Raw genomic sequence first — 23,626 nt, forward strand, 5'->3', positions numbered from 1 at the left:
ACTACTGACGCTGCTCGGCCGTCGCCTTCAGCTGTGCGAGGCCCTTCTCGAAGTCCTTGCCCACCATTTTGTCCATCGGGAAGAGGACTCCCACGATCTTGAAGAAGCGGTTGGTCTTGCCGGTCATCTGCCAGCGGACAGTGGTCCCGGCGCTGTTCGGATCGAGGAGGAACGTCGTGACGTTGTCCGCCTTGAACGGTTTGAGGAATTTCAGGTCGAGCACGACCTTCGAGCCGGGCACCGACTCGGTGATCACCATCGACCCCGCCCCCGCCTTGCGATTACCCTCCCAGGCGTAGGCGGCGCCGACACCCGACTCCGGGCCGGAGTACGTGCGCTTCAGGTCGGGATCGACGTCCTCCCACGGCGACCACGACTGCCACTGGCGGAAGTTGTCGAGAAGCGGCTGAACGACATCGGGGCTCGCATCGATGACGGTGGAACGTTCGACGAGGAACTCGTCCGAAGCCATGCCGGTCTCCATTCGGTATCGGGTGTGGTGGAACGAGGTCGCGCCCACCTGTCCAGGTGGAAGATAACGCCTCGCCGGCGGTCGCGCGCGCGGTATCGTCGGGAGCGACCCATACGACAGTGCTGTGGTGGGGGTAGCAGTGACGACCGAGACGGATCTGATCCGCAATATCGCTCTGGTGGGACATCAGGGTAACGGGAAGACGACACTCGCGGAGGCGATGCTGTACCGCGCCGGTGTCGTCACGCGGCCCGGTCGTGTCGAGAGCGGCAACACCGTGCTCGACACCCAGCCGGAAGAGCACGACCGCACGCAGTCGCTGGCGCTCGGCCTGGCCTCGTTCTCGTGGGGCGATTACCGGATCAACCTGCTCGACCCGCCGGGTTACGCCGATTTCGTGGGCGACGCGATGACCGCTCTCCGGGTCGCGGACGTCGCCGTGTTCGTGATCGACGGCGTCAGCGGTCTGCAGGTGAACGACGAGTTGCTGTGGCAGGCGGCCGGGGAGCGATCCATCCCGCGCATCCTGTTCGTGAACAAGATGGACAAGGAGCGGGCGTCGTTCGACGTCGTCCTGGCCGGGATCCGCGACCATTTCGGGTCCGGGGTCGAGCCGGTCGACCTGCCCGTCGGCGAAGCGTCGGCGTTCACCGGGGTCGCTGATCTCCTCACCGAGCACGTCATCCTCTACGACAGCGGGTCCGCGAACACGAGCGACGAACTGCCCGCCGACATCGCCGACCGCGAGCACGAACAGCACGAGCATCTCGTGGAGGACGTGGTCGAGATCGAGGACGACCTGCTCTCGAAGTATCTCGACGGGGAGGACATCTCCGTGGCCGAACTCGAGCACGCGCTCCGCGCGGGTTTCGCCGCGGGCTCACTGTGGCCGGTGCTGTGCGGGTCGGCCGTCGATGCGATCGCCGTCGACCGGTTGCTCGACTTCGTGTGCCGGATTGCGCCCGCACCGTCGGAGGTCCCGGGCATCGAGGTTCACGGTGACGCGGTCGCGGAGGTGCGGTGCGATCCGTCCGGAGACCCGCTCGCGTACGTCTTCAAGACGCAGACCGACGAATACGTCGGGCAGGTGGCGTTGTTGAAGATCCTCTCCGGAACCGTGCACGCCGACGACATCCTCGTAAACCAGCGCACCGGGGCGAAGGAGCGCCTGCACAACCTCCTTCGCGTCCTCGGCAGCAAACACACCGCGATCGACACCGCGGAGGCGGGCGACATCGTCGGCGCCATCAAGCTCACCGACGTCTCGACGGGCGACACCCTCGCGCCGATCGGGTCGTCCCTCACCGTTCCCCCGATCGTGCACCGCCGCCCCGTCTACGGAATCGCCGTGGCCGCCGAGAGCGCGGGCGACGAGGACAAACTGGCGACCGCCCTGGCGGAGCTCGTCAGCGACGACCCGACGCTGGAGGTTTCCCGCGACAGCGAAACCCACCAGACGGTAGTCCGGGGCGCCGGCGACGTGCACGTGCAGGTGGCGCTGACCCGGTTGAAGCGGCGTTACGGCATCACGCTCCAGACCGAACCGGTCAAGATCGCCTACCGCGAGACGCTGCTCGGACCGGTGGAGACGGAGGGTCGTCACAAGAAGCAGAGTGGTGGCCACGGCCAGTTCGGGGTGGCGACCGTCCGTTTCGAGCCGCTCCCCCGCGACGAGGGCTACGAATTCGTCGACGAGACCCGTGGTGGAGTGATACCCAAGTCCCTCATCCCCGCGGTCGGTAAGGGGATCGCCGAATCGATGGGACGCGGAGGCCGGCACGGGTTTCCGCTCGTCGACCTGCGGGCCACGGTTCTCGACGGCAAGCATCACTCGGTCGACTCCGACGATTTCAGCTTCCGGATGGCGGGGGCGCTCGCCCTCCGTGCGGCCATCGACAAGGTGGGCACCCTTGTCCTCGAACCCGTCGACCACGTCGAGGTCACGGTGCCGTCGACGCTTCAGGGTGACGTGATGGCTGACCTCGGACGACGGCGCGGCCAGATCGAGGGCACCGAACCGGCAGGGGACGGCGAGGTCACCGTGATCGCGTCGGTGCCGACGAGCGAGGTCACCGACTATCCGGTCGCCCTGCGCTCGATGACACACGGACGTGGCCGTCTCGCACTGAGTTTCAAGTGTTATCAGGAGCGGCCCGAACCGCGCTGACAGTGTCCTTCCAGCGTGCACGCAGCGTTCTCCCAGCCTCCCGCGGTGTAGTGGTGTCTCACTCACACAGAAGGGAACGGCATCGATCATGCGTTCACAATTGGTTCGCGGCATCGGTGGAGCGGCGTTGGCTGTCGGTCTCGCCTGCTCCGTCGTCGCGTGTAGTTCGGGCGAGTCGTCGTCCGGCACTTCGTCGACCGACACCAGCAGCACCGCCGTGGAGGGCGGCGCCCCGCCTGCGGCGATGAGCGACGAACTCCAGGCCTGCCTCGAGGAGAACGGCGTACCCGCACCGCCCGACCAGACCGGTGGCGGGGCACAGGGTGGAATGGCGCCGCCCAGCGGCGAGATGGCACCGCCGGAGGGTGGCGACGGTTCGGCCCCGCCTCAGGGTGGAACTCCGGACGTGTCGAGCGCTCCTCCCGGGGTGGACAGTTCGACGTGGGCGGCCGCGCAGGAGGCCTGTTCCGGCACAACCGGTTCGTGAGCCGCCGCTAGTGCTCGCGACCGGTCCGCAGCCGCGCGGCGAGTTCCGCGCGGCTGCGCACCCCGGCCTTCGCGTACACCGATTTCAGGTGGTCCTGGACGGTGTTCACCGTGATGCCGCGGCGGTCCGCGATCTCGGACGTCGCGTAACCGGCCATTACGTCCGCGCACACATCACGCTCGCGTGCGGTCACCGCGTAGGCCGCGAGCAGCAGTCCTGTGAGCTCGCCGCCGACTGCGGGTTCGAGGGTGACCACCGTCTGCGGCTCGTCGCCGCCGATCAAGGCCGTTGCGCGCACCAGAATCCAGCCGCCCTTCGCGTCGCGCACACGCGCCTTGAAGATCCCCGATCCGCTGGATCGCGCCCCGAAAGTCGCGGCCCGCAACACCACGGTCAGCCTGCCCGGGGCGACCTCGTCGAAGCGGTCCTGCCAGCCGTGGGCAGCGGCCGTGAGCGCAATCGGATCGCCGGCGGCATCGGTCAGCACCACCGCCGGACCCTGGTCGCCGTGGCCGGAGACCGCCGGGGCGTGCACGGACGCGGCGGCCCGTGTCGCGACCGCCAGGCCGGGAGCCACGAGCGTGAGGAACTCGAGCTCACGGTCGGTGAAATCCGATCCGGACCGCACGAATCCGGCTGCGCCCCAGCACACGCCGTCGACGCGGAACACGATTCGGACCTCGCTGCCGAGCCCCAGCGGCGCCCAGACCGCGCCGCGACGGAGGCTGTGCGCGACTTCGTCCGCGGGTAGATCCGAGGCCCGCGCGATGGTTCGGCCACTGCGGGCGAGTTCGGCGAACGTGCCCGGATCGTCGCCGTTGTACTCGGATTCGGCGAGCAGCGGTTCGTACTGCTGCGGTATCCGGCTGCGCCCGCTGGTCATCGAACTGATCGCGAGTGTCTCCGGGTCGAGCATCGCCCAGCACGTCAGGTCGCTGCGCACCGTCTCACCGACCAATTCGATGGCGCGCTCATGGAGCTGCGTGACACCGGCACCCGATCCCGCGAACGCGAGCACCTCCCGGCGCAGCCTTTCCGCCCGGACCTCCAGCATGAACACAGTATGCGCTGGTCACAGGCACACCACCATCCCAGATTCCTGGGATGGGCAGCGGGGTGCGCCGGTCCTACCGTCGCAGTATGTCCACCCACATTCACGTAATCAGAGCAGGCGACGGCAGGCGCCTCACTGCGCCGGACGCCGACATCACGGTCCTGGTCGGCGGCGATCACACCGGCGAGGCATACGAAGTCTTCCTCGTCGAAGCATCCCGGACCGCACCGGACGGCCCACTGCACGCCGAGCCGTGGTCGAAGTCCTACCACGTGCTGCGCGGCCGGATACTCGTCCAGGCCGGAGACACCGGGTACGAGCTCGCGGCGGGGGAAACCATCGTCGTCGAGGCGGGAACGATGAATACGTTCACCGTCCTCTCCGAGTCCGCCGACTTCCTCCTCGTCTCCGCCGGCGCATCCAACAGCAGCTTCTTCGGTGATCTCGACGCGGTCGGCCGTGGCAGGCACTCGCCGGAGCAAGTGGCCCGACTGCTGCACGGGGTCACCGATCGCTACGGCGTCGAACTCGCGACCGGGGCGGGTGCGCCATGATCATCGTCGCGCAGATCGCCACCTTGATCGCCGCAGGCGTGCACCTGCTGGCGTTCGTGTGGGAGTCGTTCCTGTTTCGAAGGCCCTCGGTGCACGAAGGCATCTTCCGTATTCCGAGCAGCGACGTGCCCGCCGCTCACCTGTGGGCATTCAACGTCGGTTTCTACAATCTGTTCCTCGGCTCCGGAGCCATCGCCGGCGTCATCCTGTGGTGGGCGGGTCACGACACTCCGGGTCGCATCCTCGTCGCCTACACCTGCCTCTTCATGTTCCTGGCGGGCATCGCCCTGGCCGTTTCGGACCGCATGGCGCTCAGCCGACAGCGAGGCGACGGCGTCGTCGGAGCACTGTCACAGAGCGTGCCGCCGCTGGTGGCCTTGATCGCGCTGGCGATCGGGTGACAACCCACAGCGCTCGATTGCCAGGAACTTCTCAGAGTCGACCGAATGGATCCTTACTCGCGGTCGGCATGATGGGAGCCATGTCCCAGGTGACCGTTCTCGCCGTCGGTGGCACCGGAGAGTCCCACCCCGATGACCACCGACGCCACGTCTCCGGACTGTTGCGTGACGTCACCGACGCCCTCGACGACCGGTTCGCGTCGCGGTGGATCGGCTATCCGGCGTCGTACGGGCCGGTCGCCGCGGGCGGGCTCAGTTACCGGCAGAGCACCGAGGTCGGCGTCCGCCGCTTGATCGACGCCATGGAGGACGCTCCGGGACCGGTCATGCTGATCGGATACTCGCAGGGATGCACCGTGATCCGTGAGGTGCTCGGGCAGATCGCCACCGGCGCCCTGTGCGCCGGCAACCTCTCCGCGGTCGGACTCGTCTCCGACCCCGAACAACCCGCAGGGGTGGTTCCGGGCTGCCGCGGGCGCGGTGTCGCGGGTGACGGCGCCCCGATCCCCGACTCCGTCCCGGTCCAGTGGATCGCGCACCCGGACGACATGATCTGCAATGCCAGCGAAGACAGCTACGTGCGCGACATCGCGGACCTCACCCGGTGGATGTCGTTTCGCGCGCTGCGGACGTGGCTTGCGCAGACGTGGGAACTGATCCGCAACAACAGCTTCCAGAACGCGACCAAGACCTGTGTCAGCCCTCGGCAGTGGCGCACCGACGTCCGTCGGCTGCGGACCGCGGCGATCGAGGTGCTCGGCTACCTTCCGCCGCGCCTCACCTGGCGGGGTGTGCGCGTCGTCAACGCGCGGGGCGGGCGGCACGTCGCGTACGCCAGCGAACCACTCGATGCGAGCGGGCTCACCGGATGCCAGATCCTCGCCCAGTGGCTGCAGGTGCGGGCGACGTTCGAGCCGCCCCTGCGCGTCGCGGCGTAAGGGTCGCGCCGATCAGGCGTCGCTGCGCGGACGCAGCGGAGTGAGCATCCGGCGCGGCTCACGCAGGGCCACTGCGACGGCGTCGTTGCGGGGATGGACGGCCTCCCCCGGCCCGGGTGCGACCACCAGGTCCTCGGGGCCCGGGATCGTGCCGCAGTCTGGGCACCTCCCGAAGCGATCGAGTTGCGTTCCGCACTCCGCGTGGGAGAACACGCGGCCGGGGTAGCTGCCGGGCGACACGTACTGCTCGCCCCATTGGGACAGCGCGTAGATGCTCGGCCACAAAGCCTTTCCGGCCTCGGTGAGTTCGTACTCGGGATGACCGCCGTCGGCGACTCGGACGAGCACGCCGGCTTCGACGAGAGCGGTCAGCCGATCCGTCAGGACGGCGCGCGAGATGTCGAGATGGGCGAGCAGATCACTGAAGCGCCGGACGCCGTAGAAACAGTCGCGCAACACGAGCATCGTCCACCGCTCACCCACCACTTCGAGGGCGCGAGCGAGGTTGCAGTTCTGCTGTGAGTACCCGGTTCCCAGTGCCACTCCCCCATGCTAGCGCAATTCAGTCTTGTCACCAGACCAAAAAGGATCTAGGTTCAGTCTTGTGAACAGACCAACTGCGATTGCCCAGTCGATCCGCGAACACTCGCCCCGCCCGGCGACCACGCTGTCCGTCGCGTCACTCGGGACGTTCGTCGCTCTGGTCGCGTTCTGCGCCCCGCTCGGCAACATGCCCACCGTCGCGACCGCGCTGTCGGCAGGCCCGGCAGCGCAGACGTGGATTCTCAGTTCGATGAGCGTGGGCCTCGCCGCGGTCCTGCTGACCGCGGGCGCACTCGCCGACGACTACGGCAGACGCCGGGTGTTCCAGTGGGGTGCCTGGCTTCTCGCGCTGGGCGCGGTGGTCGGCGCGGTCAGCCAGGAACCCGTCCTGTTCATCATCGGACGACTGATCCAGGGAGTGGCGGGCGCGGCGTTGATCGCGGCCAGCCTCGGCGCCGTCGCACATGCCTTCACCACCCCGGCGGCGCGTGCGACGGCGAGCGGGATCTGGGGCGCAAGCGTCGGCGCGGGCATCGCCGTCGGTCCCGTCCTCGCGGGGCTCCTCGACCTCGCCGGGTGGTGGCGCGGCCTGTACTGGGCACTCGCCGTCGCGTCGCTCATGATCGGACAGGTCGCGACGCGTGCGCTCGCCGAGTCACGCTCTGCCGTCCCGAAGCGCATCGACGTTCCGGGAGCGGTCACCCTGTGCGCCGCGATGGTCCTGGTGCTCGTCGCACTGGTCGAGGGCAGGCAGGGGAACACCGCCGCCACCGTGCTCTGCGGTGTCGGCGCGGTCGTGTTCGTGCTCGCCTTCGTCGCGGTCGAGCGGCGGCGACCGTTCCCGATGCTCGACCTCGCGTTGTTCCGCCGGCGCGACTTCCTGGCCGCCACCCTCGCGGCACTCGCCACCGGGGCGGGCATCATCGGCCTGATGTCGTTCGCGTGCACGTTCCTGGTCAAGACGATGCACGTCAGCACGCTGGCCGCGGCCGGCGTAATCGCCTTGTGGTCGGGCACGAGTGTCGTGGCATCACTGCTCGCCCGCACACTCCCGGCAAGGCTCGCCGGGTCACCGCAACTCGTCATCGGACTCGCCGGCGTCGGCCTCGCCATGCTCACGATGACGGGCCTCTCCCCCGACTCGTCGCTGCTGCGGCTCGTCCCGGGACTGCTGCTCGCCGGCGTCGCCAGCGGACTGCTCAACGCCGGCCTCGGCCGCCAAGCCGTCGCCAGCGTGCCCGCCGACCAGGGCGGACTCGGCAGCGGTGCCAACAACACCGCCCGCTACCTCGGCTCGTCCATCGGCGTCACCGTCGTCAGCATCATCGCCCTCAACCCGGCAGGCACCGTCGACGGCATGGTGGCGGGCTGGAACTACGCGGCCGTCACCACAGGGCTGATCTCACTCGTCGGCGCAGGAGTCGTAGGGGTTCTCGTGCGGGGATCCGCGCAACTGGCGGTCGGAGGCCGAGGCTGACACGGTTTCTCCCCCTGGTACCGAACGGTCGTCAGGATTGATGCCGATCACGCACCCCGAGTAACGTCAAATCCAGCGGCCCGGGCGGCCGCAAAGGTCGAGCCGTGGTCGTCCGCTTCGCGTTTCATCAAGCGCGAATCGAAGGAGTGCGGTCATGATCGCGTTCGCAAATCCACAGCCTCGTTCGGGACCGACAGAAAAGGGCCACCACGTTCGACGCAGGCTCGTGCCGCGACTGAGAGCCACACTGTTCACCCTGGGCGTCGCGGCCGCAGCGATGGTGCTCGTGGTTCCATCCGCCGCAGCAGCAGCAACCACGACCACCGTGTCCGCGCAGGGCACACCGGCGACCACCTGCCCGGTCACCTTGACCGCGAATGTCACGCCCATCCCCGCGGGCGGCACGGTCGAGTTCAAGGAGGGCGCAGCCACGCTCGGCGCCGCGGCGCCCGTGACGAACGGCACCGCCACGGTCAACCACACATTCACGACGACCGGCGCGCACATCGTCTTCGCAAAGTTCAGCGGATTCACCGGCTTCGACACCTCGACGTCCGCAAACCTGACAGTCAACGTGACGATGGGGCTGAATCTCGGCTCGGTCTGCCTCCCGCTGGGCTGACAGCCCGGTCTACACGTTGAAGCGGAACTCCACCACGTCGCCATCGGCCATGAGGTAGTCCTTGCCCTCCATGCGGACCTTGCCTGCGGCCTTGGCGGCGGCCATGGATCCGGCGGCGACGAGGTCGTCGAAGGAGACGATCTCGGCCTTGATGAAGCCGCGCTCGAAGTCGGTGTGGATGACACCGGCGGCCTGCGGGGCGGTGTCGCCCTTGTGGATGGTCCAGGCGCGCGATTCCTTGGGACCTGCGGTGAGGTAGGTCTGCAGGCCGAGGGTGTGGAAGCCGGTGCGGGCGAGTGCGTGCAGGCCCGGCTCGGACTGTCCGATCGAGTCGAGCATCTCCTGCCGATCCTCCTCGTCCAGCTCCAGCAGCTCCTGCTCGACCTTGGCGTCGAGGAACACGGCGTCCGCGGGGGCGACGGAGGCGCGCAGTTCGGCAACCTTCGCTTCGTCGGTGAGCACGGCCTCGTCGGCGTTGAACACGTACAGGAACGGCTTGGTGGTGAGCAGGCTCAGCTCGCGCAGCAGCGAGAAGTCCAGCTTGTCCTTCACGCTGAACAGGGTCTTGCCCTCGTCGAGGACTTCCTGCGCCTTCAGCGCCTCCTCGTGGATGGGCTTGAGTTCCTTGTTCTTCTTCGCTTCCTTCTCCAGACGCGGCAGGGCCTTCTCCAGCGTCTGCATGTCGGCGATGACGAGCTCGGTCTCGATCACCTCGATGTCGGATGCCGGGTCGACGCGGCCGTCGACGTGCACGACGTCGTCGTCGTTGAAGACGCGAACCACCTGGCAGATGGCGTCGGCCTCGCGGATGTTGGCGAGGAACTTGTTGCCGAGGCCGGCGCCCTCGGAGGCGCCCTTGACGATGCCGGCGATGTCGACGAACGACACCGTGGCGGGCAGGATGCGCTCGGAGCCGAAGATCCGGGCGAGCTCGGACAGCCGCGGATCGGGCAGTTCGACCAGGCCGACGTTGGGTTCGATGGTCGCGAACGGGTAGTTCGCGGCCAGCACGTCGTTGTTGGTCAGCGCGTTGAACAAGGTGGACTTGCCGACGTTGGGCAGTCCGACGATTCCGAGGGTAAGGCTCACGGTCGTTGGATTCTACGGCGTCGGCGTCCGATCAACGACCATCGGCCTCACCAGCTGGAGGTATCGCTGTTCGCGACGAGGGCGATGATCAAGATGGCGTACCCGATGACGAAGACGACGATCAGCGCCACCCAGATCCAGAGGGCGATCTTGCCGAGCGCCTTGGCGCGGTCGGACGCGTACTGGGCGCCCTGGTAATCGCCCATCGCCCACTTCGGGTAGACGTCGTGGACGTGGTTGAACGCGGCGAAGGCGAGCGGCCAGAAGAAGAGGACGGCGGCAACCGCCCACCCGGCGTTCGAGGGCGGCAGCGGCGGCGGGCCGTACTGGCCCGGGTACGGCTGCGACTGCGGCGCCGGCTGTTGCTGCGTCGGGTACTGGTAGCCGTAGGCACCCGTGTCGCCGGGCTTCGGCGGCACCGGATTGCTCGACGATTCCGGATTGCTCGGTGACTCCGACATGACTCCCCCTGTCGTGGCAGCTGACCTCGTGCGTCCACTATCCCATCCCTCTCCCCATGTGAGTGGAAAAGTGCGCCGGAGTACGCGTCGGCACTCACGTGAGGTTCTAGTCTCAGCGAGTGACCCGCTGGTTGATCGTCCTCGCGATATGGATCCTCGGACTGGGCGCCCTCGCCCTGACCCTCGGTGTGGCGACTGGGTGGTGGTTCGCCTCGGTCGTCCTTCTCGCGTCAGCGGCCTTGGGCACGTGGGATCTGCTGCAACGGCGGCACAGCATTCTGCGGAACTATCCGGTGCTGGGGCACGCACGGTTCCTGCTCGAGAAGATCCGCCCCGAGATCCAGCAGTACTTCGTCGAATCATCCACGGATGGAACGCCCTTCGACCGCGACACCCGCGACCTCGTCTACGAGCGCGCCAAGGGGACGCTCGCCGAGGAGCCGTTCGGCACCGAGCGGGACGTGCACGCCGTCGGTTACGAGTTCATGGCCCATTCGCTGCGCGCCCGGATGGCACCGCCCGAGCCGCCGACCGTCCACATCGGCGGCCCCGACTGCGAACGGCCCTACGACATCGCACTTCTCAACGTGTCGGCGATGAGCTTCGGCTCGCTCTCCGCCAACGCCATCGAAGCCCTCAACGCCGGGGCCGCGCGCGGCGGGTTCGCGCACGACACCGGCGAGGGCGCGATCAGCCCGTACCACCGCAAGCACGGCGGCGACCTGATCTGGGAGATCGCGTCCGGCTACTTCGGCTGCCGGACGGGCGACGGCCACTTCGACCCCGCCAAGTTCGCCGAACACGCGTCACTCGACCAGGTAAAGGCGATCTCGATCAAACTGTCGCAGGGCGCGAAACCCGGACTCGGCGGTGTGCTGCCCGGGGCGAAGGTGTCGCGGGAGATCGCCCGGACGCGCGGCGTGCCGGTCGGACAGACGGTGATCTCCCCGCCCGCACACACCGCCTTCTCCACCCCGAACGAGCTGATCGACTTCATCGTCACCCTGCGAAAGCTCTCCGGCGGCAAACCCGTCGGGTTCAAATTGTGCGTCGGATCGCGCACCGAGTTCCTCGGCATCTGCAAGGCGATGCTCGAACGCGACGTCACCCCGGACTTCGTCATCGTCGACGGCTCCGAGGGCGGAACCGGCGCAGGTCCAGTGGAATTCGAGGACAACATGGGCATGCCCCTCACCGAGGGACTGATGCTCGTGCACAACGCGCTCACCGGCGCCGGACTGCGGAACCGCATCAAGATCGGCGCGTCAGGGAAGGTTGCCAGCGCATCCGACATCGTCAAACGAATCATCCAGGGCGCCGACTTCACCCTGGCCGCCCCCGCGATGATGTTCGCCGTCGGGTGCATCCAGGCGCAGATGTGCCACACCAACCGCTGCCCCGTCGGAGTGACGACCCAGGACCCGGCGCGGACCCGCGCACTCGACGTCCCCGACAAGGCGGCCAGGGTGTTCCGGTTCCAGAAGTCGACGGTGGCGGGCGCCCAGCAGATGGTGGCATCGATGGGTCTCGACAGCTTCGATCAGCTGACACCGTCGATGCTCAACCGCCGGATCGACGGGGTCACCACCCGCACCTACGCGGAACTGTACGAGTGGCTGATGCCCGGCGAACTACTCGAAGATCCGCCCTCGGATTGGCTCACCGACTGGATCGACGCCGATTCGACTCGCTTCTGACGTCGTTTTTTCGTCGAACCGAACGTCGGAGCAATAGGGTGACGGGGGCCACAAAAGATGTGGCATCTGTCGACGGCGTCACCCCTGGCACACAATGACGACGGGGGCGCTGGGAAGGAGTTCGCGATGGCCCTGAGAGCCGCCCCCGAATCCGAGATCGAGTACCTGAATACGGATCCGGATCTACCAGCGGTCGGCGTCGTGGACCGCACCCCCATCTCACCGGCGGCGCGGATCACATTCGCCGTCCTCGGCCTTCTCGGCGGCATCGCCTGGGTGATGATCGCGTTCGTTCGCGGCGAGAACATCAACGCCGTCTGGTTCGTGGTGGCCGCCGTCTGCACGTATCTCATCGCCTACCGCTTCTACGCGCGGCTGATCGAGCGCAAACTCGTCCAGCCCCGCGACGACCGGGCCACCCCCGCCGAGATCCTGGAGAACGGCAAGGACTACATGCCGACGGACCGGCGGGTGCTGTTCGGGCACCACTTCGCCGCCATCGCCGGCGCAGGCCCCCTCGTCGGCCCCGTCCTCGCCGCGCAGATGGGCTACCTGCCCGGCACGCTGTGGATCATCATCGGCGTCGTCTTCGCCGGAGCCGTCCAGGACTTCCTCGTTCTGTGGATCTCGACGAAACGCCGCGGACGCAGCCTCGGTCAGATGGCCCGCGACGAACTCGGTCTCGTCGGCGGTGTCGCCGCCATGATCGGCGTCTTCGTCATCATGATCATCCTCATCGCGGTACTCGCCCTCGTCGTCGTCAACGCGCTCGCGGAAAGCCCGTGGGGTGTCTTCTCCATCGCCATGACCATCCCGATCGCCCTGTTCATGGGCGTCTACCTTCGGTACCTTCGCCCGGGCAAGGTCGCGGAAGTGTCGCTGATCGGCGTCGTGCTGCTGCTCCTCGCCATCGTGTCCGGCGGCTGGGTTGCCGACACCGGCTGGGGCGCCGACTGGTTCACGCTCTCCAAGGTGACCCTCGCCTGGCTGATGATCGCCTACGGTTTCGCCGCATCCGTCCTGCCCGTGTGGCTGCTGCTGGCCCCGCGCGACTACCTGTCGACGTTCATGAAGATCGGCACGATCATCCTGCTGGCCATCGGCATCCTGGTCGCGCAGCCCACCATCAAGATGCCCGACGTCACGAGGTTCGCCATCCAGGGCAACGGCCCCGCCTTCGCGGGCTCGCTGTTCCCGTTCCTGTTCATCACAATCGCGTGCGGCGCGCTGTCCGGCTTCCACGCCCTCATCTCCTCCGGCACCACGCCCAAGCTGCTGGCGAAGGAAAAGCAGATGCGGCTGATCGGATACGGGGGCATGCTCACCGAGTCGTTCGTCGCGATCATGGCGCTCGTCACCGCGTGCATCATCGACCAGCACCTGTACTTCGCGCTCAACGCGCCGGCCACCCTCACCGGCGGAACCCCGGAGACGGCCGCCGCGTACGTGAACGGCCTCGGACTGTCCAGCCCGAACATCAGCCCCGACACCCTCTCGCAGGCCGCGGAGAACGTCGGCGAGGAGTCGATCATCTCGCGCACCGGCGGTGCCCCGACGCTCGCGTTCGGCATGTCGGAAGTGCTCAGCCAGTTCCTCGGCGGCGCCGCCCTCAAATCGTTCTGGTATCACTTCGCGATCATGTTCGAGGCGCTGTTCATCCTCACCACCGTCGACGCCGGCACCCGTGTCGCCCGGTTCATGCTGTCCGACTCGCTCGGCAATTTCGGCGGACCCGCCCGCAAGTTCAAGGATCCGTCGTGGCGCGTCGGAGCCTGGGTGTGCTCGCTGGCCGTCGTCGGGCTGTGGGGCGCCATCCTCCTCATGGGCGTCACCGACCCGCTCGGCGGAATCAACACCCTGTTCCCGCTCTTCGGCATCGCGAACCAGCTGCTCGCCGCGATAGCCCTGACGGTGGTCCTCGCCATCGTCATGAAGAGGGGCCTCTTCAAGTGGGCATGGATTCCCGGCGTTCCGCTCGTCTGGGACCTGATCGTGACCATGACGGCGTCCTGGCAGAAGATCTTCTCCGGCAACACCGCCGTCGGCTACTGGTCCCAGCACGCCGCGTTCAAGGAGGCAAAGGAAGCCGGCAAGACCAGCTTCGGTTCCGCCAAGACCCCCGAGGCCATCGACGCCGTCATCCGCAACACGTTCATCCAGGGCACCCTGTCGATCGTGTTCGCCGGCCTCGTCCTCGTCGTCGTGGTGGCCGGAGCGCTCGTCTGCATCAAGGCGTTCCGGGCGGGTGGACTGCCGACCACCGAGTCGCCCGAGCAACCGTCGAAGATCTTCGCGCCCGCCGGGTTCGTCCCCACCGCTGCCGAGAAGGAACTCGACAAGGAATGGAACGAACTCATCGCGTCGGGCGTCGTGCGCGCACCCGGTGCTGCGCACACCCACACGGACAGGGCACATCACCATGATGAATAGGGTCGTCGGGGCCGTCCGGACCGCTTGGTGGTGGACGGGGTCGCTGATGGGCGACCACGACTACAGCAGGTACGTCGAACACCTTCGCCGGAACCATCCGGACGCCGAGGTGCCGACCGAGCGCGAGTACTGGAAGGCGCGCTACGCGGACGCCGACGCGAACCCGGGTGCCCGCTGCTGCTGACGTCACCGACCCGTGACGGCGTCCCCCAGTACTGTCAGTACTGATTGCTGAGCAGACACGGTGAGGGAGGACCATCTGTGACGGAGAAGGAAGCCCCGGCGCCGTCCGGGAGCGCAGTCACGAAACCGGACCGCGGGCATCTCATCGGGGTGGGTGCGATGTGGCTGGCCAAGTGGTCGCTGGTCCTCGTGGCCATCTCGCTGGGCGCGTTGTTGTTCGGGTGGATCATCGAAAAGCTGTGGGTGATCGTCCTCCCCGTGCTCCTGGCCGTCGTGGTGTGCACGGTGCTGTGGCCGCCGACGCGGGCGATGACGAGACGGCGTATCCCCCCGGCGGCGGCAGCAGCGACGACGCTCGTCATGTTCGTCGCCGTCGTGGCCGGGATCATCGCCGGCATCGTGCCGTCGATCGTCAGCCAGGCCCCCGAGCTGGCCAACAAGGCCACCCAGGGCATCAACCAGGTGCAGGACTGGCTGAAGGGCCCGCCGATCAACCTGCAGGACGATCAGATCGACCAGGGCATCCACACCATCATCGTGAAGGTGCAGGAGAGTGGGACGGTCATCGCGTCCGGTGTGTTCACCGGCGTCAGCACCGCCAGCTCCCTGCTGATCACGCTCGGCCTCGTGCTGGTGCTGTCGTTCTTCTTCATCAAGGACGGCCCCCGGTTCATCCCGTGGCTGCACTCCGTCAGCGGCGGCCGCGCGGGCCGTCACCTCGAAGTGGTGCTCGGCCGCATGTGGGACACGCTCGGCGGGTTCATCCGGACGCAGGCGCTGGTCAGCCTCATCGACGCCGTCTTCATCGGCGCCGGACTGCTGATTCTCGGCGTGCCACTCGCACCGGTCCTCGCGATCCTGACGTTCATCGGTGGCTTCATCCCGATCGTCGGTGCGTTCGTCGCCGGCGCTCTCGCCGTGCTCGTCGCGTTGGTGGCCAACGGTCTCACCACCGCGGTGATCGTGCTCATCATCATCCTCGTGGTGCAGCAGATCGAGGGCAACGTGCTGCAGCCCGTTCTCCAGAGCAAGAGCATGAAACTGCACGCCGTCGTGGTTCTGCTCGCCGTCACGGCCGGTGCCTCCGTGTTCGGGATCGTCGGCGCCTTCCTCGCGGTGCCCGCCGCCGCCGTCGCCGCCGTGGTGGTGCGCTACATCGGTGAGCAGATCGACGAGCACAGCGCCGAAAGCAACATCGCCGATGCCGTCGCCGCAAACGAGGACCTCGACGACGCCGAACGGGAGGGCGTCACGATCGACCAGGCCGCCGTCGCGCCCAAGGCGGATTGACCGGCGGTCAGCCGGCGACCACCTCCACGGTGGAGCCGGTGCGTCCGCGAATCACGTGCAGCCGGCTCGGAATTCGCTGACGCATCTCGTCGACGTGACTGACGATCCCGACCACCCGGCCGCCGTCGCGAAGCTCGTCGAGGACGCCCATCACCGAGTCGAGGGTGTCCGCGTCGAGGGTGCCGAATCCCTCGTCGATGAACATCGTGTCGAGCACGACGCCTCCCGACTCCGCCGCGACCACATCGGCGAGACCGAGCGCCAGCGACAGTGACGCCAGGAACGACTCACCGCCGGACAGTGTCTTGGCCGAACGCACCACCCCGGTGTAGTCGTCGCGGATGTCCAGCCCCAGACCACCGCGGCGGCCTCGCGGACCGGCCTCGTCGCTGTGGACGAACTCGTACCGTCCCGCCGACATCCGGCCGAGCCGCGCGGATGCCGAGACCGCCACCTCTTCCAGCCGGGCCGCCAGCACATACGACCGCAGCGACATCTTCCTGGCGTTCTGGCCACGGCCCGCAATCACCTCGGCGAGCACGGCCAGCTCCTCGTGCGCGGTCTGCATCGGCGCAATCGCCTCGGCGGCCTTGTCGAGCTGGCCGACGAACCGTTCCAGATCGAGCAGTCGGCGCTCGGCGTCGGACGCCGCCGCGACGGCGACGTTCACGACCTCCGCGGCCACGTCGTGCGCGTGCTGGACGGACGCCAATTCCACGGGCTCCGCCTCGGCGACGGCAACGACCTCGGGGTCGTCGAGCACGCTGCGCGCCCCGACCTCGGCGTCCCGCGCCGCCGTGAGGACAGCCTCGATCTCACCCTGGCGGGCGGCCGTCCGGACCGCCGCCACGGCGTCGGCAGTGCTGTCGAAACCGGCGTCCCCGGCGAGTGTTTCGGATTTGGCCACGAGTTCACGGGCCGCCGACTCGGCTCCGGCACCGGCGTCCCGCGCGTCGAGCAACTCGGATGCGGACTCGGCGAGGGCGTCGAGTCGTGCGCGACGAGCCTCCACGCTCGGGGCGTCGCCTGCAGCCTCGCTCACCCGGGCCCGGATCTCCCCGAGCTGTGTCGTACTCGTAGTGATCCTCTCGGCCACGATGGCGGCGTCGACGCCCACGTCCCGCGCCCGTTCCTGCAGGTAACTCTCGCGGTCCCGCAGTTCGGTGAGCGATGCGGACCGACGCTCGATCTCGTCGCCCAGTGCAGTCGCCTCCCCCACCGCCGTTTCTGCAGCGGTGAGGGCCTGCGCGAGTGCGTCCGCGTCACCGTCGCCGCCGCGCTGCACGAGCACGTCGATCGCGCGCTCCACCGCGCCCAGCTTCTCGGTCGCGGTCGTCAGCACCGCCGCGGCCTTCTGCTCCGCCGCAAGGGCCTTGTCCTCGTCGGCCTTCGTGACCGACAGCTCGGACGGTTCGGCAGGGTGCGGGTGCTCGGGTGAACCGCACACCTGGCACGCGACACCGTCCTCGAGCGTGCCCGCCAGTTCCGCGGCCATGCCCGCGATCCGACGTTGCAGCAAGTCGAGCCAGTATTCCCGCGCGTCCTGATGCTTTTGCCGGGCATCGAGCACGCCCCGCTCGAGCCGATCACGCTCGGCCCGTCGGGTGCGGAGATCCGCCGCCGCCGAGGCAGCGTCCGCTGCCCGGTCCCGCGCATCGACGAGGGCGGGCAGTGCGGCGCGGGCCTTCTGCGCCGAGTCGAGCGCCTTCTCCACTTCCCGTAGAGCGAGCGGCAATTGTTCCCGCTCCCGGGACAGCGCGTCACCGGCCTCGGCGAGTTCGACCTGCCGGGCGCGCAGCCTCCCCACTTCGACAGCGAGCCGGTCGGCGGCGACGGATTCGGCGAGTGCCCCGTCGAGGCGCACGATCTCGTCACGCCAAACACGGATACTCGATCGGATGTACTCCCGTTCGTCAGCGGTCGGAGGCCAGGACAACTCCGCCACGAGATCGGCGCCGCCCACCGTCGAACGCAATCCGTCCGTGATCGCCTCGACGTGTCGCGCGGCGGCCGCGGCCTTGGCCCGGGCAGCATCGGCGTCGCGCGCCACGGTCGCGACCGGTTCGGCCCGGCGCGCATCCGCCAATTCGGCGACGAGGTCCGCCCGCCGGCCTGCCCCCGCTGCGTGGGCCTCGAGTTCCGCCTCGGCTCGCCGCCTACGGTTCTGCAGTTCGAGGACGCGGCGCGCCTCCGTGAGCGCGTCGCGGGCCACCTTCGCCTGACTCTTGGTTTTCTGCAGTTCGTCCGCGGCCAGGTCACGAGTCTCGCGGGCCTCGTCCTCGAGCTTGTGGGCCCAGGTCGCCGGATCAGCGTCGGCACCCCCCTCGATGCCTGCGGCCGTCGCGACCCGTGCCAGCAGCACGTCGATGGCCCGTTGATGCTCGTCCAGGTCGTGGGCGCTGGTACGCCTGCGGTCCAGGAACCACTCCTCCACCGTTCCGAATCGGGTGGTGTCGAACAGCCTCTCCAGAAGCTGACCGCGTTCCTCGTTGTCGGCGCGCAGGAACTTCGCGAACTCCCCCTGCGGCAGCAGGACCACTTGAAAGAATTGGTCGGCGCTCATGCCCATCAGCCGCCCGACCTCCTCGGCGATGTCGGGGATCCGGGACAGGTTCTCCCCGCGACCGTCGAGCCAGGTGAGCGTGGCCTTCGCGTTCTCCTTGAGGGTCCCCGACCCACGGCGCTTGGGACGCTCGAACTCCGGGCTGCGGACGAGCCGCAGATGCCGGCCCGCGATCGTCGCCTCGAGCGTCACCGTCGGAACGGAACCGGCGGGCGCGTGGTCGGACAGCAGGCGCTTGCCGTCCTTCCGTGCCCCGGACACCGTGCCGTACAGCGCGAACGCCACCGCGTCGAGGACCGTCGTCTTACCGGCGCCGGTATGACCGTGCAGCAGAAAGAGCCCGTCCGCGCCGAGCCGATCGAAGTCGACTTCCACGGATCCTGCGAACGGCCCGAAGGCTTCGACTTCGAGTCGATGCAGCCTCATGCCGTCTGTTCCAGCGCGACGACCTCGGCGGTGTCCTCGCCGGCCCGGTCGGCGAAGCCGAGTGCAGCTTCCACAAGCCGGATCTCGCCGGTCGACGGTTCGCTGCGCACATCGGTGAGGAAGCTGCGCGTGATCTGTAAATCGCTGCGCCCGTGCACCTTGTCGCGGTAGCGCAGATCGTCGCCGCCCTCCGGGCGTTGCCACTCGAGGTGAACGGCGAACGGGAATCGCGTCTGGAGCGAGCGCATGGCGTCGACCGGGCGTTCCGGGTCGGTGAGCACCGCCGACACATAGCAGTCCTCGGCGCCGCGGAACGCATCGTCCTCGAGCAACTCCTGCACCGTCCCCGTCAGTTGCCGGAGCCCGCGGACCACCGGCAGGTCGACTCGCTCGACGGCCCGCAGGCCGTCGGCGTCGAGATCCACGAGGTAGACCGCCTTGCTGTGGGTGCGCTCACCGAAGGAGTACGGCAGCGGCGAGCCCGAGTACCGGATGTTCTCGGCGAGGGTCTGCGGCGAGTGGAGATGGCCGAGCGCGACGTAGTCCACCCCGCCGAAGGCCGAAGCCGACACCGTCTCGACGCCGCCGACGGAGATGGACCTCTCCGATCCCGTGGCCTCCGCTCCCACGACGAACGCATGAGCCAGCACCACGGACCTGGTGTGCGGACCGGTTTCGTTCCGCCCCTCGAGGTCGGTGCGGACACGGTCCATCGCGGCGTCGAGGATCTCGGCGTGCGAGCGGGCGGTCGGCACGTCCAGTTGCGAACGGGTGATCTCGGGCTCGAGATAGGGAATGCCGTAGAAAGCGACGGGACCGTGCGCGTCCTCGAGCACGACGGGCGAGCCGATCCCGGCGACCGTCGTCATGAGGTGGAGCCCGCCCGCACGGGAGAACGCGGCACCCGCCCCGAGCCGCGCAGCGGAGTCGTGATTGCCGGACGTGGCGACGATGACCGCGCCGGCGTCCCGGATGGCTTCGAATCCGCGGTTGCACACGGTGACGGCGTCCGCGCTGGGGATCGACCGGTCATAGACGTCGCCGGGAACGACGACGACGTCCACACCATGCTCGGCGACGAGGGCGGCGATCGCGTCGAGCACACGGGCCTGGTCGGTGAGCAGGTCCACCCCGTGGAACGTGCGTCCGATGTGCCAGTCCGAAGTGTGCAGGATCCTCATGTCCCGAGACCGTAGAGCACCCTGCCGACAACCTCGAACACCTCGGCCGCGTGGCGTCCGACCGATTCGACGTGTCGGTGGGGCGGTGCACCATGAGCCACATGAATGCACTCGCTGCACTCGGAATGCTCCTGGCGCTGGCCGCGGGCACCGCCCTCGGGTGGCTCCTGCACGCGGCACGGAGCGGTGCTCGGGCGGCGCGAGCGGAGGCACAGCTCGCCGCGCTGCGCGAGAACGAGGCCCTCCTCCGGCAGTCGCTCGGCGCAGTCAGCGAAGACTCCGCGCGCCGCCACTCGGGTGCGATCGGCGAACAGATCTCGCGACTGGTCGGGCCGCTGCACGAGGCCGTCGGCGCCATGGCGGAACAGGCGCTGAACTACGACGAGGTGGTGATGATGAGTACCCGCCGGTATGGGCAGCGCAGTGCCCGTCGCGACGGACCGCCCATGACGGCCGCTGCGGTACTCGCGGATCGGACTGCCGACATCGCTGCGCCGAACCCGTGTCGGACGGTGATCCGTGCGTTCGTGTACGTCCTCGACCCCACCCCGGAGCAGGAGTCGGTGATCCGTTCGCACTGCGGGGCGCAGCGGTTCGCCTACAACTGGGCACTGTCGCAGGTCAAGGCGAACCTCGACCAACGCGCAGCGGAACGGTCCTACGAGATCCCGGACGCGGAGCTGACGCCGCCGGTGTGCTGGTCCGCGTACGGCCTGCGCAAACACTGGAACACCGTCAAGAACGCCGTCGCCGTCAACCCCGAGTCCGGGCAGCCGTGGTGGCCGGAGAACTCGAAAGAGGCATACAGTTCCGGGATCGCGAACTGCGCTGCCGCCCTGTCGAACTGGTCCGATGCCCGGTCCGGGAAACGTAAAGGCGCCACCGGATTCCCCCGCTTCAAAAGCAAACGGGCGGTGCTTCACGACGGGCAGTTTCGGGCTGGTCACCGACGGCGGGGACCGCCGTCATGTGCAGTTGCCGCGGATCGGGGCGATCCGGACGTGCGAATCCACCCGCAAACTGGCCCGCAAGACGATCGCCGGGTCGGCGCGGATCCGGTCGGCGACCCTGTCGTATCGACGCGGCCGGTGGCAGGTGTCGTTCTCGGTCGACATCACTCTTCCCGCCCGTGCACTCCCACCCACAACGACCGGTACCGCCGCCGCGGTCGGTGATCGTGGCGTGGGCGGTTCGGTGGTCGGGGTCGATGTGGGGGTCAAACACCTCGCGGTCCTCTCGACGGGGGAGATGATCGAGAACCCGAAACACGCCCGCAAGCACGCGAAGAGATTGCGTCGCCTGGGGCGCCGCGCATCGCGGTGGGTCGGCCCGGATCGTCGCACCGCCCAGGAGCCGTCACGGCGGTGGCTGCGCACCCAGGAACAGATCCGGGCGGTACACACCCGCATCGCCGACGCGCGCCGCGATCACCTGCACAAACTCACCACCCGACTGGTCCGGGACTTCGACACCGTCGTCGTCGAAGACCTCAACATTGCCGGAATGACACGCTCCGGTGGCGCCTACAAACGCGGATTGAATCGGGCCCTCGGTGATGCGGCGCTCGCCGAGATTCGGCGACAACTGACCTACAAGACCGAGTGGGCCGGCACCGGACTGCACGTGGCAGACCAAACTGCCCCTGACAGTTCGGGTGTTCACCTGCGATGCGTGCGGATACCGCGCGGATCGTGATCACAACGCCGCCCTCAACCTCGCTGCCCTCGCAGCTGGTGACGGTGGTGCGTCTTCGGCGAGTTGCGGACGAGACGTGAAAGACGCCCGACAGAAACCAACCATAAGACCCGCCGCCCGGCGGGCAGACGGTATCGCTGCGGGAACACCACCGGATGGTAAACGTGACCGGGGTAACCCGGGCACTCATGCCGAGTGCACTAGACAACACTCAACATGAACGGCGAGATCCAGCTGGAGCCGGGTGGTCGACTGGCCGGGATGATCCGGCACTGCGACTTCGACACCCAGGTGCCGAAGGACGGTGTCTGTCCCGACCTGCTCGTGTACCTCGCGGGCGGCAAGCAGATCGTGGTCGACGCCAAGGTCCCGTTCGCGGCCTACCGGCGCCGAGGTCGGCTGCCAGGGCGAGGTGGGTTCCGCGCGGTCCATGGCCGGTGGACGCCGCGCAGACGGAAGACCCGACCGCTAGGGAACAGCACCTCACCCGGCACGCCCGGCAGCTGCTCACGCACGTCGACCAGTTGGCCGACAAGACGTACTGGGAGTCGTTCGACCCGACGCCGGAGTTCGTGGTGCTGTTCGTGCCCGGTGATCCGTTCCTGGACGCGGCGCTGACCGCCGACTCCGGGCTGCTCGAGCACGCGTTCTCGCGAAACGTGATCCTCGCCACCCCACCACCCTCATCGCGTTGCTGCGGACCATCGCGCACACCTGGCGGCAGGAGGCGCTGTCTCAAGACGCCGCGAAGATCCACCAGCTCGGCCGGGAGCTGTATTCGCGGCTGGGCACGGTCGGCGCGCACCTCGACCGCCTCGGCTCACAACTCGGCAAGGCCGTCGACTCGTTCAATCTCACCGTCGCGTCGATGGAGTCCCGGGTCACAGTCACCGCACGCAAGCTCCACGACCTCGACGTGTTCGACGGGGACGTCACCGAGGTCAGCGCCGTCGATTCGTGGCCGCGACGCACAAATCTCGAGGATCTCTCAGGCTCTACCGGTCACGCCAACGAGGCCAGTTAACAAGTTGCCGCTACTGTCGTTGTGTGTCTGCAACCCAACGTGCTCGCTCTGGGGTGCCGCTCGACAGGCGGTCGATTGTCCCTACGGTCCCCGGTCTCCCCTGGTGGGGTGTCATTCTCCTGGCCGTCGGGGTCACCTTTGTCGGATTCGCTGTCGATGCGGCTCGTGGCACCGAACTCACGGCCGCGTTCTCCACGTTCTATTTCCTCGGCTGTGTTCTCGCCGTGGCGGCTGCCGGCAATCGGGCGCTGTTCACCGCGATCGTCCAGCCGCCGCTGATCCTGTTCGTCGCGGTGCCGCTCGGGCAGAGTCTGATCGCGGAGGAGAACAGCACCGCGTTGAAAGACCTGGCGATCAACGTCGCGTATCCGCTGGTCAACCGGTTTCCGGTCATGCTTGCCGCCACCGTGGTAACGCTGCTGATCGGTGGACTCCGCCTTTTCCTGCTGCAGCAACGCAAGACCGGCCCCGCTCGCACGTCGGAGCGGCGACGCGCGCAGCGGGAGCCACGCTCTGCCCGTCCTCGGCGCGCAGCCGAGGGGTCGGAGCAGTCTCCGCCGGCGCGTCGGGCGCGTGACAAGGACGCTGCACGGGAGCACCCCCGCTCGGCTCGACGGGCAGCCACTCCACCGCCTCGCCGCTCGTCCTCGTCGGGCGGACGGACGGCGCCCCCACCACCGATGGTCGACCGGGCCGCACAGGCACCCCGCTCGACACCTCCGCGTAGCACTCAGGCGCCGCGTTCGGTCCCGCCGCGGGCGACGCCGCGACCCCGGCCGAACTCCGACGTGCCTGCCCACCCCATTCCGCAGGTGCGCTACCGCGACCGGTACGAGCCGCCGTTCGAGACGGAGCGGCCCCGCTAGAGCAGG

Annotated in this window: 21 protein-coding genes and 2 pseudogenes; 16 read left to right on the top strand and 7 right to left on the bottom strand. The window is 68.3% G+C overall.

The genetic code is table 11. From position 1 onward, the window contains the following. Window position 1 precedes the first annotated feature (1 nt). Complete coding sequence (locus ACFVJ3_RS08385) at window positions 2–472, bottom strand: SRPBCC family protein (RefSeq protein ID WP_378451625.1); 471 nt, start codon at window positions 470–472, stop codon at window positions 2–4. Between the two features lie 139 nt (window positions 473–611). On the opposite strand from ACFVJ3_RS08385, the gene ACFVJ3_RS08390 reads away from it, so the two are divergent. Further along, window positions 612–2,639, top strand: a complete 2,028-nt coding sequence (locus ACFVJ3_RS08390; RefSeq protein WP_378451732.1) for an elongation factor G — start codon at window positions 612–614, stop codon at window positions 2,637–2,639. An 88-nt stretch (window positions 2,640–2,727) separates the two neighbouring features. Then, entirely contained in the window at window positions 2,728–3,126 is a 399-nt protein-coding gene (locus ACFVJ3_RS08395; RefSeq protein ID WP_378451626.1) for a hypothetical protein, read from the top strand. 7 nt (window positions 3,127–3,133) lie between these two features. Here the strand turns inward: ACFVJ3_RS08395 and ACFVJ3_RS08400 are convergent, their stop codons facing one another. Beyond that, complete coding sequence (locus ACFVJ3_RS08400) at window positions 3,134–4,180, bottom strand: LuxR C-terminal-related transcriptional regulator (protein ID WP_378451627.1); 1,047 nt, start codon at window positions 4,178–4,180, stop codon at window positions 3,134–3,136. Between the two features lie 86 nt (window positions 4,181–4,266). Here ACFVJ3_RS08400 and ACFVJ3_RS08405 point away from each other — a divergent pair, with 86 nt between their 5' ends. The 3 genes from ACFVJ3_RS08405 to ACFVJ3_RS08415 all read left to right on the top strand — a co-directional run bounded on the left by ACFVJ3_RS08405 (window position 4,267) and on the right by ACFVJ3_RS08415 (window position 6,073). Then, window positions 4,267–4,734 (top strand): hypothetical protein, encoded by a 468-nt coding sequence (locus tag ACFVJ3_RS08405; protein ID WP_378451628.1) that lies wholly within the window; start codon window positions 4,267–4,269, stop codon window positions 4,732–4,734. Beyond that, the gene (locus ACFVJ3_RS08410) at window positions 4,731–5,135 is read left to right on the top strand and encodes a DUF1304 domain-containing protein (protein ID WP_378451629.1); all 405 of its coding nucleotides are present in this window, start codon (window positions 4,731–4,733) and stop codon (window positions 5,133–5,135) included. The genes ACFVJ3_RS08405 and ACFVJ3_RS08410 overlap by 4 nt, the downstream gene beginning before the upstream one ends. Before the next feature lie 68 nt (window positions 5,136–5,203). Further along, the gene (locus ACFVJ3_RS08415; RefSeq protein WP_378451630.1) at window positions 5,204–6,073 is read left to right on the top strand and encodes a PE-PPE domain-containing protein; all 870 of its coding nucleotides are present in this window, start codon (window positions 5,204–5,206) and stop codon (window positions 6,071–6,073) included. 12 nt (window positions 6,074–6,085) lie between these two features. Here the strand turns inward: ACFVJ3_RS08415 and ACFVJ3_RS08420 are convergent, their stop codons facing one another. Next, the gene (locus tag ACFVJ3_RS08420) at window positions 6,086–6,616 is read right to left on the bottom strand and encodes a winged helix-turn-helix transcriptional regulator (protein ID WP_378451631.1); all 531 of its coding nucleotides are present in this window, start codon (window positions 6,614–6,616) and stop codon (window positions 6,086–6,088) included. Window positions 6,617–6,677: 61 nt separating this feature from the next. Between ACFVJ3_RS08420 and ACFVJ3_RS08425 the strand changes: the two genes are divergently transcribed. Both ACFVJ3_RS08425 and ACFVJ3_RS08430 read left to right on the top strand, forming a co-directional pair. After that, a complete protein-coding gene (locus ACFVJ3_RS08425; protein ID WP_378451632.1) occupies window positions 6,678–8,093 on the top strand; it encodes an MFS transporter in 1,416 nt (471 codons plus the stop codon). Window positions 8,094–8,247: 154 nt separating this feature from the next. After that, window positions 8,248–8,715: an Ig-like domain-containing protein gene (locus tag ACFVJ3_RS08430; RefSeq protein WP_378451633.1), complete on the top strand. Its 468-nt coding sequence runs from the start codon at window positions 8,248–8,250 to the stop codon at window positions 8,713–8,715. Between the two features lie 9 nt (window positions 8,716–8,724). Here the strand turns inward: ACFVJ3_RS08430 and ychF are convergent, their stop codons facing one another. Together ychF and ACFVJ3_RS08440 are read right to left on the bottom strand one after the other, a co-directional pair. Further along, a complete protein-coding gene (gene ychF / locus ACFVJ3_RS08435) occupies window positions 8,725–9,804 on the bottom strand; it encodes a redox-regulated ATPase YchF (RefSeq protein WP_378451634.1) in 1,080 nt (359 codons plus the stop codon). A gap of 47 nt (window positions 9,805–9,851) precedes the next feature. Further along, window positions 9,852–10,265 carry a CD225/dispanin family protein gene (locus ACFVJ3_RS08440; protein ID WP_378451635.1) on the bottom strand — a complete coding sequence of 138 codons (414 nt, stop codon included), beginning with the start codon at window positions 10,263–10,265 and terminating at the stop codon, window positions 9,852–9,854. A 119-nt stretch (window positions 10,266–10,384) separates the two neighbouring features. Between ACFVJ3_RS08440 and ACFVJ3_RS08445 the strand changes: the two genes are divergently transcribed. The 4 genes from ACFVJ3_RS08445 (at window position 10,385) to ACFVJ3_RS08460 (ending at window position 15,865) form a co-directional block, all read left to right on the top strand. Then, complete coding sequence (locus ACFVJ3_RS08445; protein ID WP_378451636.1) at window positions 10,385–11,962, top strand: FMN-binding glutamate synthase family protein; 1,578 nt, start codon at window positions 10,385–10,387, stop codon at window positions 11,960–11,962. Window positions 11,963–12,088: 126 nt separating this feature from the next. Next, the gene (locus tag ACFVJ3_RS08450) at window positions 12,089–14,392 is read left to right on the top strand and encodes a carbon starvation CstA family protein (protein ID WP_378451637.1); all 2,304 of its coding nucleotides are present in this window, start codon (window positions 12,089–12,091) and stop codon (window positions 14,390–14,392) included. Beyond that, window positions 14,385–14,576: a YbdD/YjiX family protein gene (locus tag ACFVJ3_RS08455; RefSeq protein WP_005239019.1), complete on the top strand. Its 192-nt coding sequence runs from the start codon at window positions 14,385–14,387 to the stop codon at window positions 14,574–14,576. Before ACFVJ3_RS08450 ends, ACFVJ3_RS08455 begins: the two co-directional genes overlap by 8 nt. A 77-nt stretch (window positions 14,577–14,653) precedes the next feature. Next, window positions 14,654–15,865, top strand: coding sequence for an AI-2E family transporter (locus ACFVJ3_RS08460; protein WP_378451638.1), 1,212 nt, complete (start codon window positions 14,654–14,656; stop codon window positions 15,863–15,865). 7 nt (window positions 15,866–15,872) lie between these two features. Here ACFVJ3_RS08460 and ACFVJ3_RS08465 read toward each other — a convergent pair whose 3' ends face one another. Together ACFVJ3_RS08465 and ACFVJ3_RS08470 are read right to left on the bottom strand one after the other, a co-directional pair. After that, a complete protein-coding gene (locus ACFVJ3_RS08465; RefSeq protein ID WP_378451639.1) occupies window positions 15,873–18,854 on the bottom strand; it encodes an AAA family ATPase in 2,982 nt (993 codons plus the stop codon). Then, window positions 18,851–20,035, bottom strand: coding sequence for an exonuclease SbcCD subunit D (locus ACFVJ3_RS08470; protein ID WP_378451640.1), 1,185 nt, complete (start codon window positions 20,033–20,035; stop codon window positions 18,851–18,853). The genes ACFVJ3_RS08465 and ACFVJ3_RS08470 overlap by 4 nt, the downstream gene beginning before the upstream one ends. A 446-nt stretch (window positions 20,036–20,481) precedes the next feature. On the opposite strand from ACFVJ3_RS08470, the pseudogene ACFVJ3_RS08475 reads away from it, so the two are divergent. The 5 genes and pseudogenes from ACFVJ3_RS08475 to ACFVJ3_RS08495 all read left to right on the top strand — a co-directional run. Further along, a pseudogene (locus tag ACFVJ3_RS08475) lies at window positions 20,482–20,616 on the top strand (hypothetical protein); the annotation flags it as partial. A 271-nt stretch (window positions 20,617–20,887) separates the two neighbouring features. Continuing rightward, window positions 20,888–21,730, top strand: coding sequence for an RNA-guided endonuclease InsQ/TnpB family protein (locus ACFVJ3_RS08480; protein ID WP_378451641.1), 843 nt, complete (start codon window positions 20,888–20,890; stop codon window positions 21,728–21,730). Further along, window positions 21,690–21,950 carry a zinc ribbon domain-containing protein gene (locus ACFVJ3_RS08485; protein ID WP_378451642.1) on the top strand — a complete coding sequence of 87 codons (261 nt, stop codon included), beginning with the start codon at window positions 21,690–21,692 and terminating at the stop codon, window positions 21,948–21,950. The genes ACFVJ3_RS08480 and ACFVJ3_RS08485 overlap by 41 nt, the downstream gene beginning before the upstream one ends. A gap of 2 nt (window positions 21,951–21,952) precedes the next feature. Next, a pseudogene (locus ACFVJ3_RS08490) lies at window positions 21,953–22,754 on the top strand (DNA recombination protein RmuC); the annotation flags it as partial. Window positions 22,755–22,777: 23 nt separating this feature from the next. Further along, a complete protein-coding gene (locus ACFVJ3_RS08495; protein ID WP_378451643.1) occupies window positions 22,778–23,620 on the top strand; it encodes a DUF6542 domain-containing protein in 843 nt (280 codons plus the stop codon). Window positions 23,621–23,626: the final 6 nt, after the last annotated feature.

It is taken from the genome of Rhodococcus sp. NPDC127593, assembly GCF_042671975.1.
Taxonomy (GTDB): Bacteria; Actinomycetota; Actinomycetes; order Mycobacteriales; family Mycobacteriaceae; genus Rhodococcus_F.

What these genes read in the sequence shown, in the direction of transcription:
- ACFVJ3_RS08385 (WP_378451625.1), bottom strand. Translation starts at nt 472, where the DNA reads ATGGCTTCGGACGAGTTCCTCGTCGAACGTTCCACCGTCATCGATGCG.
- ACFVJ3_RS08395 (WP_378451626.1), top strand. Translation starts at nt 2,728, where the DNA reads ATGCGTTCACAATTGGTTCGCGGCATCGGTGGAGCGGCGTTGGCTGTC.
- ACFVJ3_RS08400 (WP_378451627.1), bottom strand. Translation starts at nt 4,180, where the DNA reads ATGCTGGAGGTCCGGGCGGAAAGGCTGCGCCGGGAGGTGCTCGCGTTC.
- ACFVJ3_RS08405 (WP_378451628.1), top strand. Translation starts at nt 4,267, where the DNA reads ATGTCCACCCACATTCACGTAATCAGAGCAGGCGACGGCAGGCGCCTC.
- ACFVJ3_RS08410 (WP_378451629.1), top strand. Translation starts at nt 4,731, where the DNA reads ATGATCATCGTCGCGCAGATCGCCACCTTGATCGCCGCAGGCGTGCAC.
- ACFVJ3_RS08415 (WP_378451630.1), top strand. Translation starts at nt 5,204, where the DNA reads ATGATGGGAGCCATGTCCCAGGTGACCGTTCTCGCCGTCGGTGGCACC.
- ACFVJ3_RS08430 (WP_378451633.1), top strand. Translation starts at nt 8,248, where the DNA reads ATGATCGCGTTCGCAAATCCACAGCCTCGTTCGGGACCGACAGAAAAG.
- ACFVJ3_RS08440 (WP_378451635.1), bottom strand. Translation starts at nt 10,265, where the DNA reads ATGTCGGAGTCACCGAGCAATCCGGAATCGTCGAGCAATCCGGTGCCG.
- ACFVJ3_RS08450 (WP_378451637.1), top strand. Translation starts at nt 12,089, where the DNA reads ATGGCCCTGAGAGCCGCCCCCGAATCCGAGATCGAGTACCTGAATACG.
- ACFVJ3_RS08455 (WP_005239019.1), top strand. Translation starts at nt 14,385, where the DNA reads ATGAATAGGGTCGTCGGGGCCGTCCGGACCGCTTGGTGGTGGACGGGG.
- ACFVJ3_RS08465 (WP_378451639.1), bottom strand. Translation starts at nt 18,854, where the DNA reads ATGAGGCTGCATCGACTCGAAGTCGAAGCCTTCGGGCCGTTCGCAGGA.
- ACFVJ3_RS08470 (WP_378451640.1), bottom strand. Translation starts at nt 20,035, where the DNA reads ATGAGGATCCTGCACACTTCGGACTGGCACATCGGACGCACGTTCCAC.
- ACFVJ3_RS08480 (WP_378451641.1), top strand. Translation starts at nt 20,888, where the DNA reads ATGCCCGGTCCGGGAAACGTAAAGGCGCCACCGGATTCCCCCGCTTCA.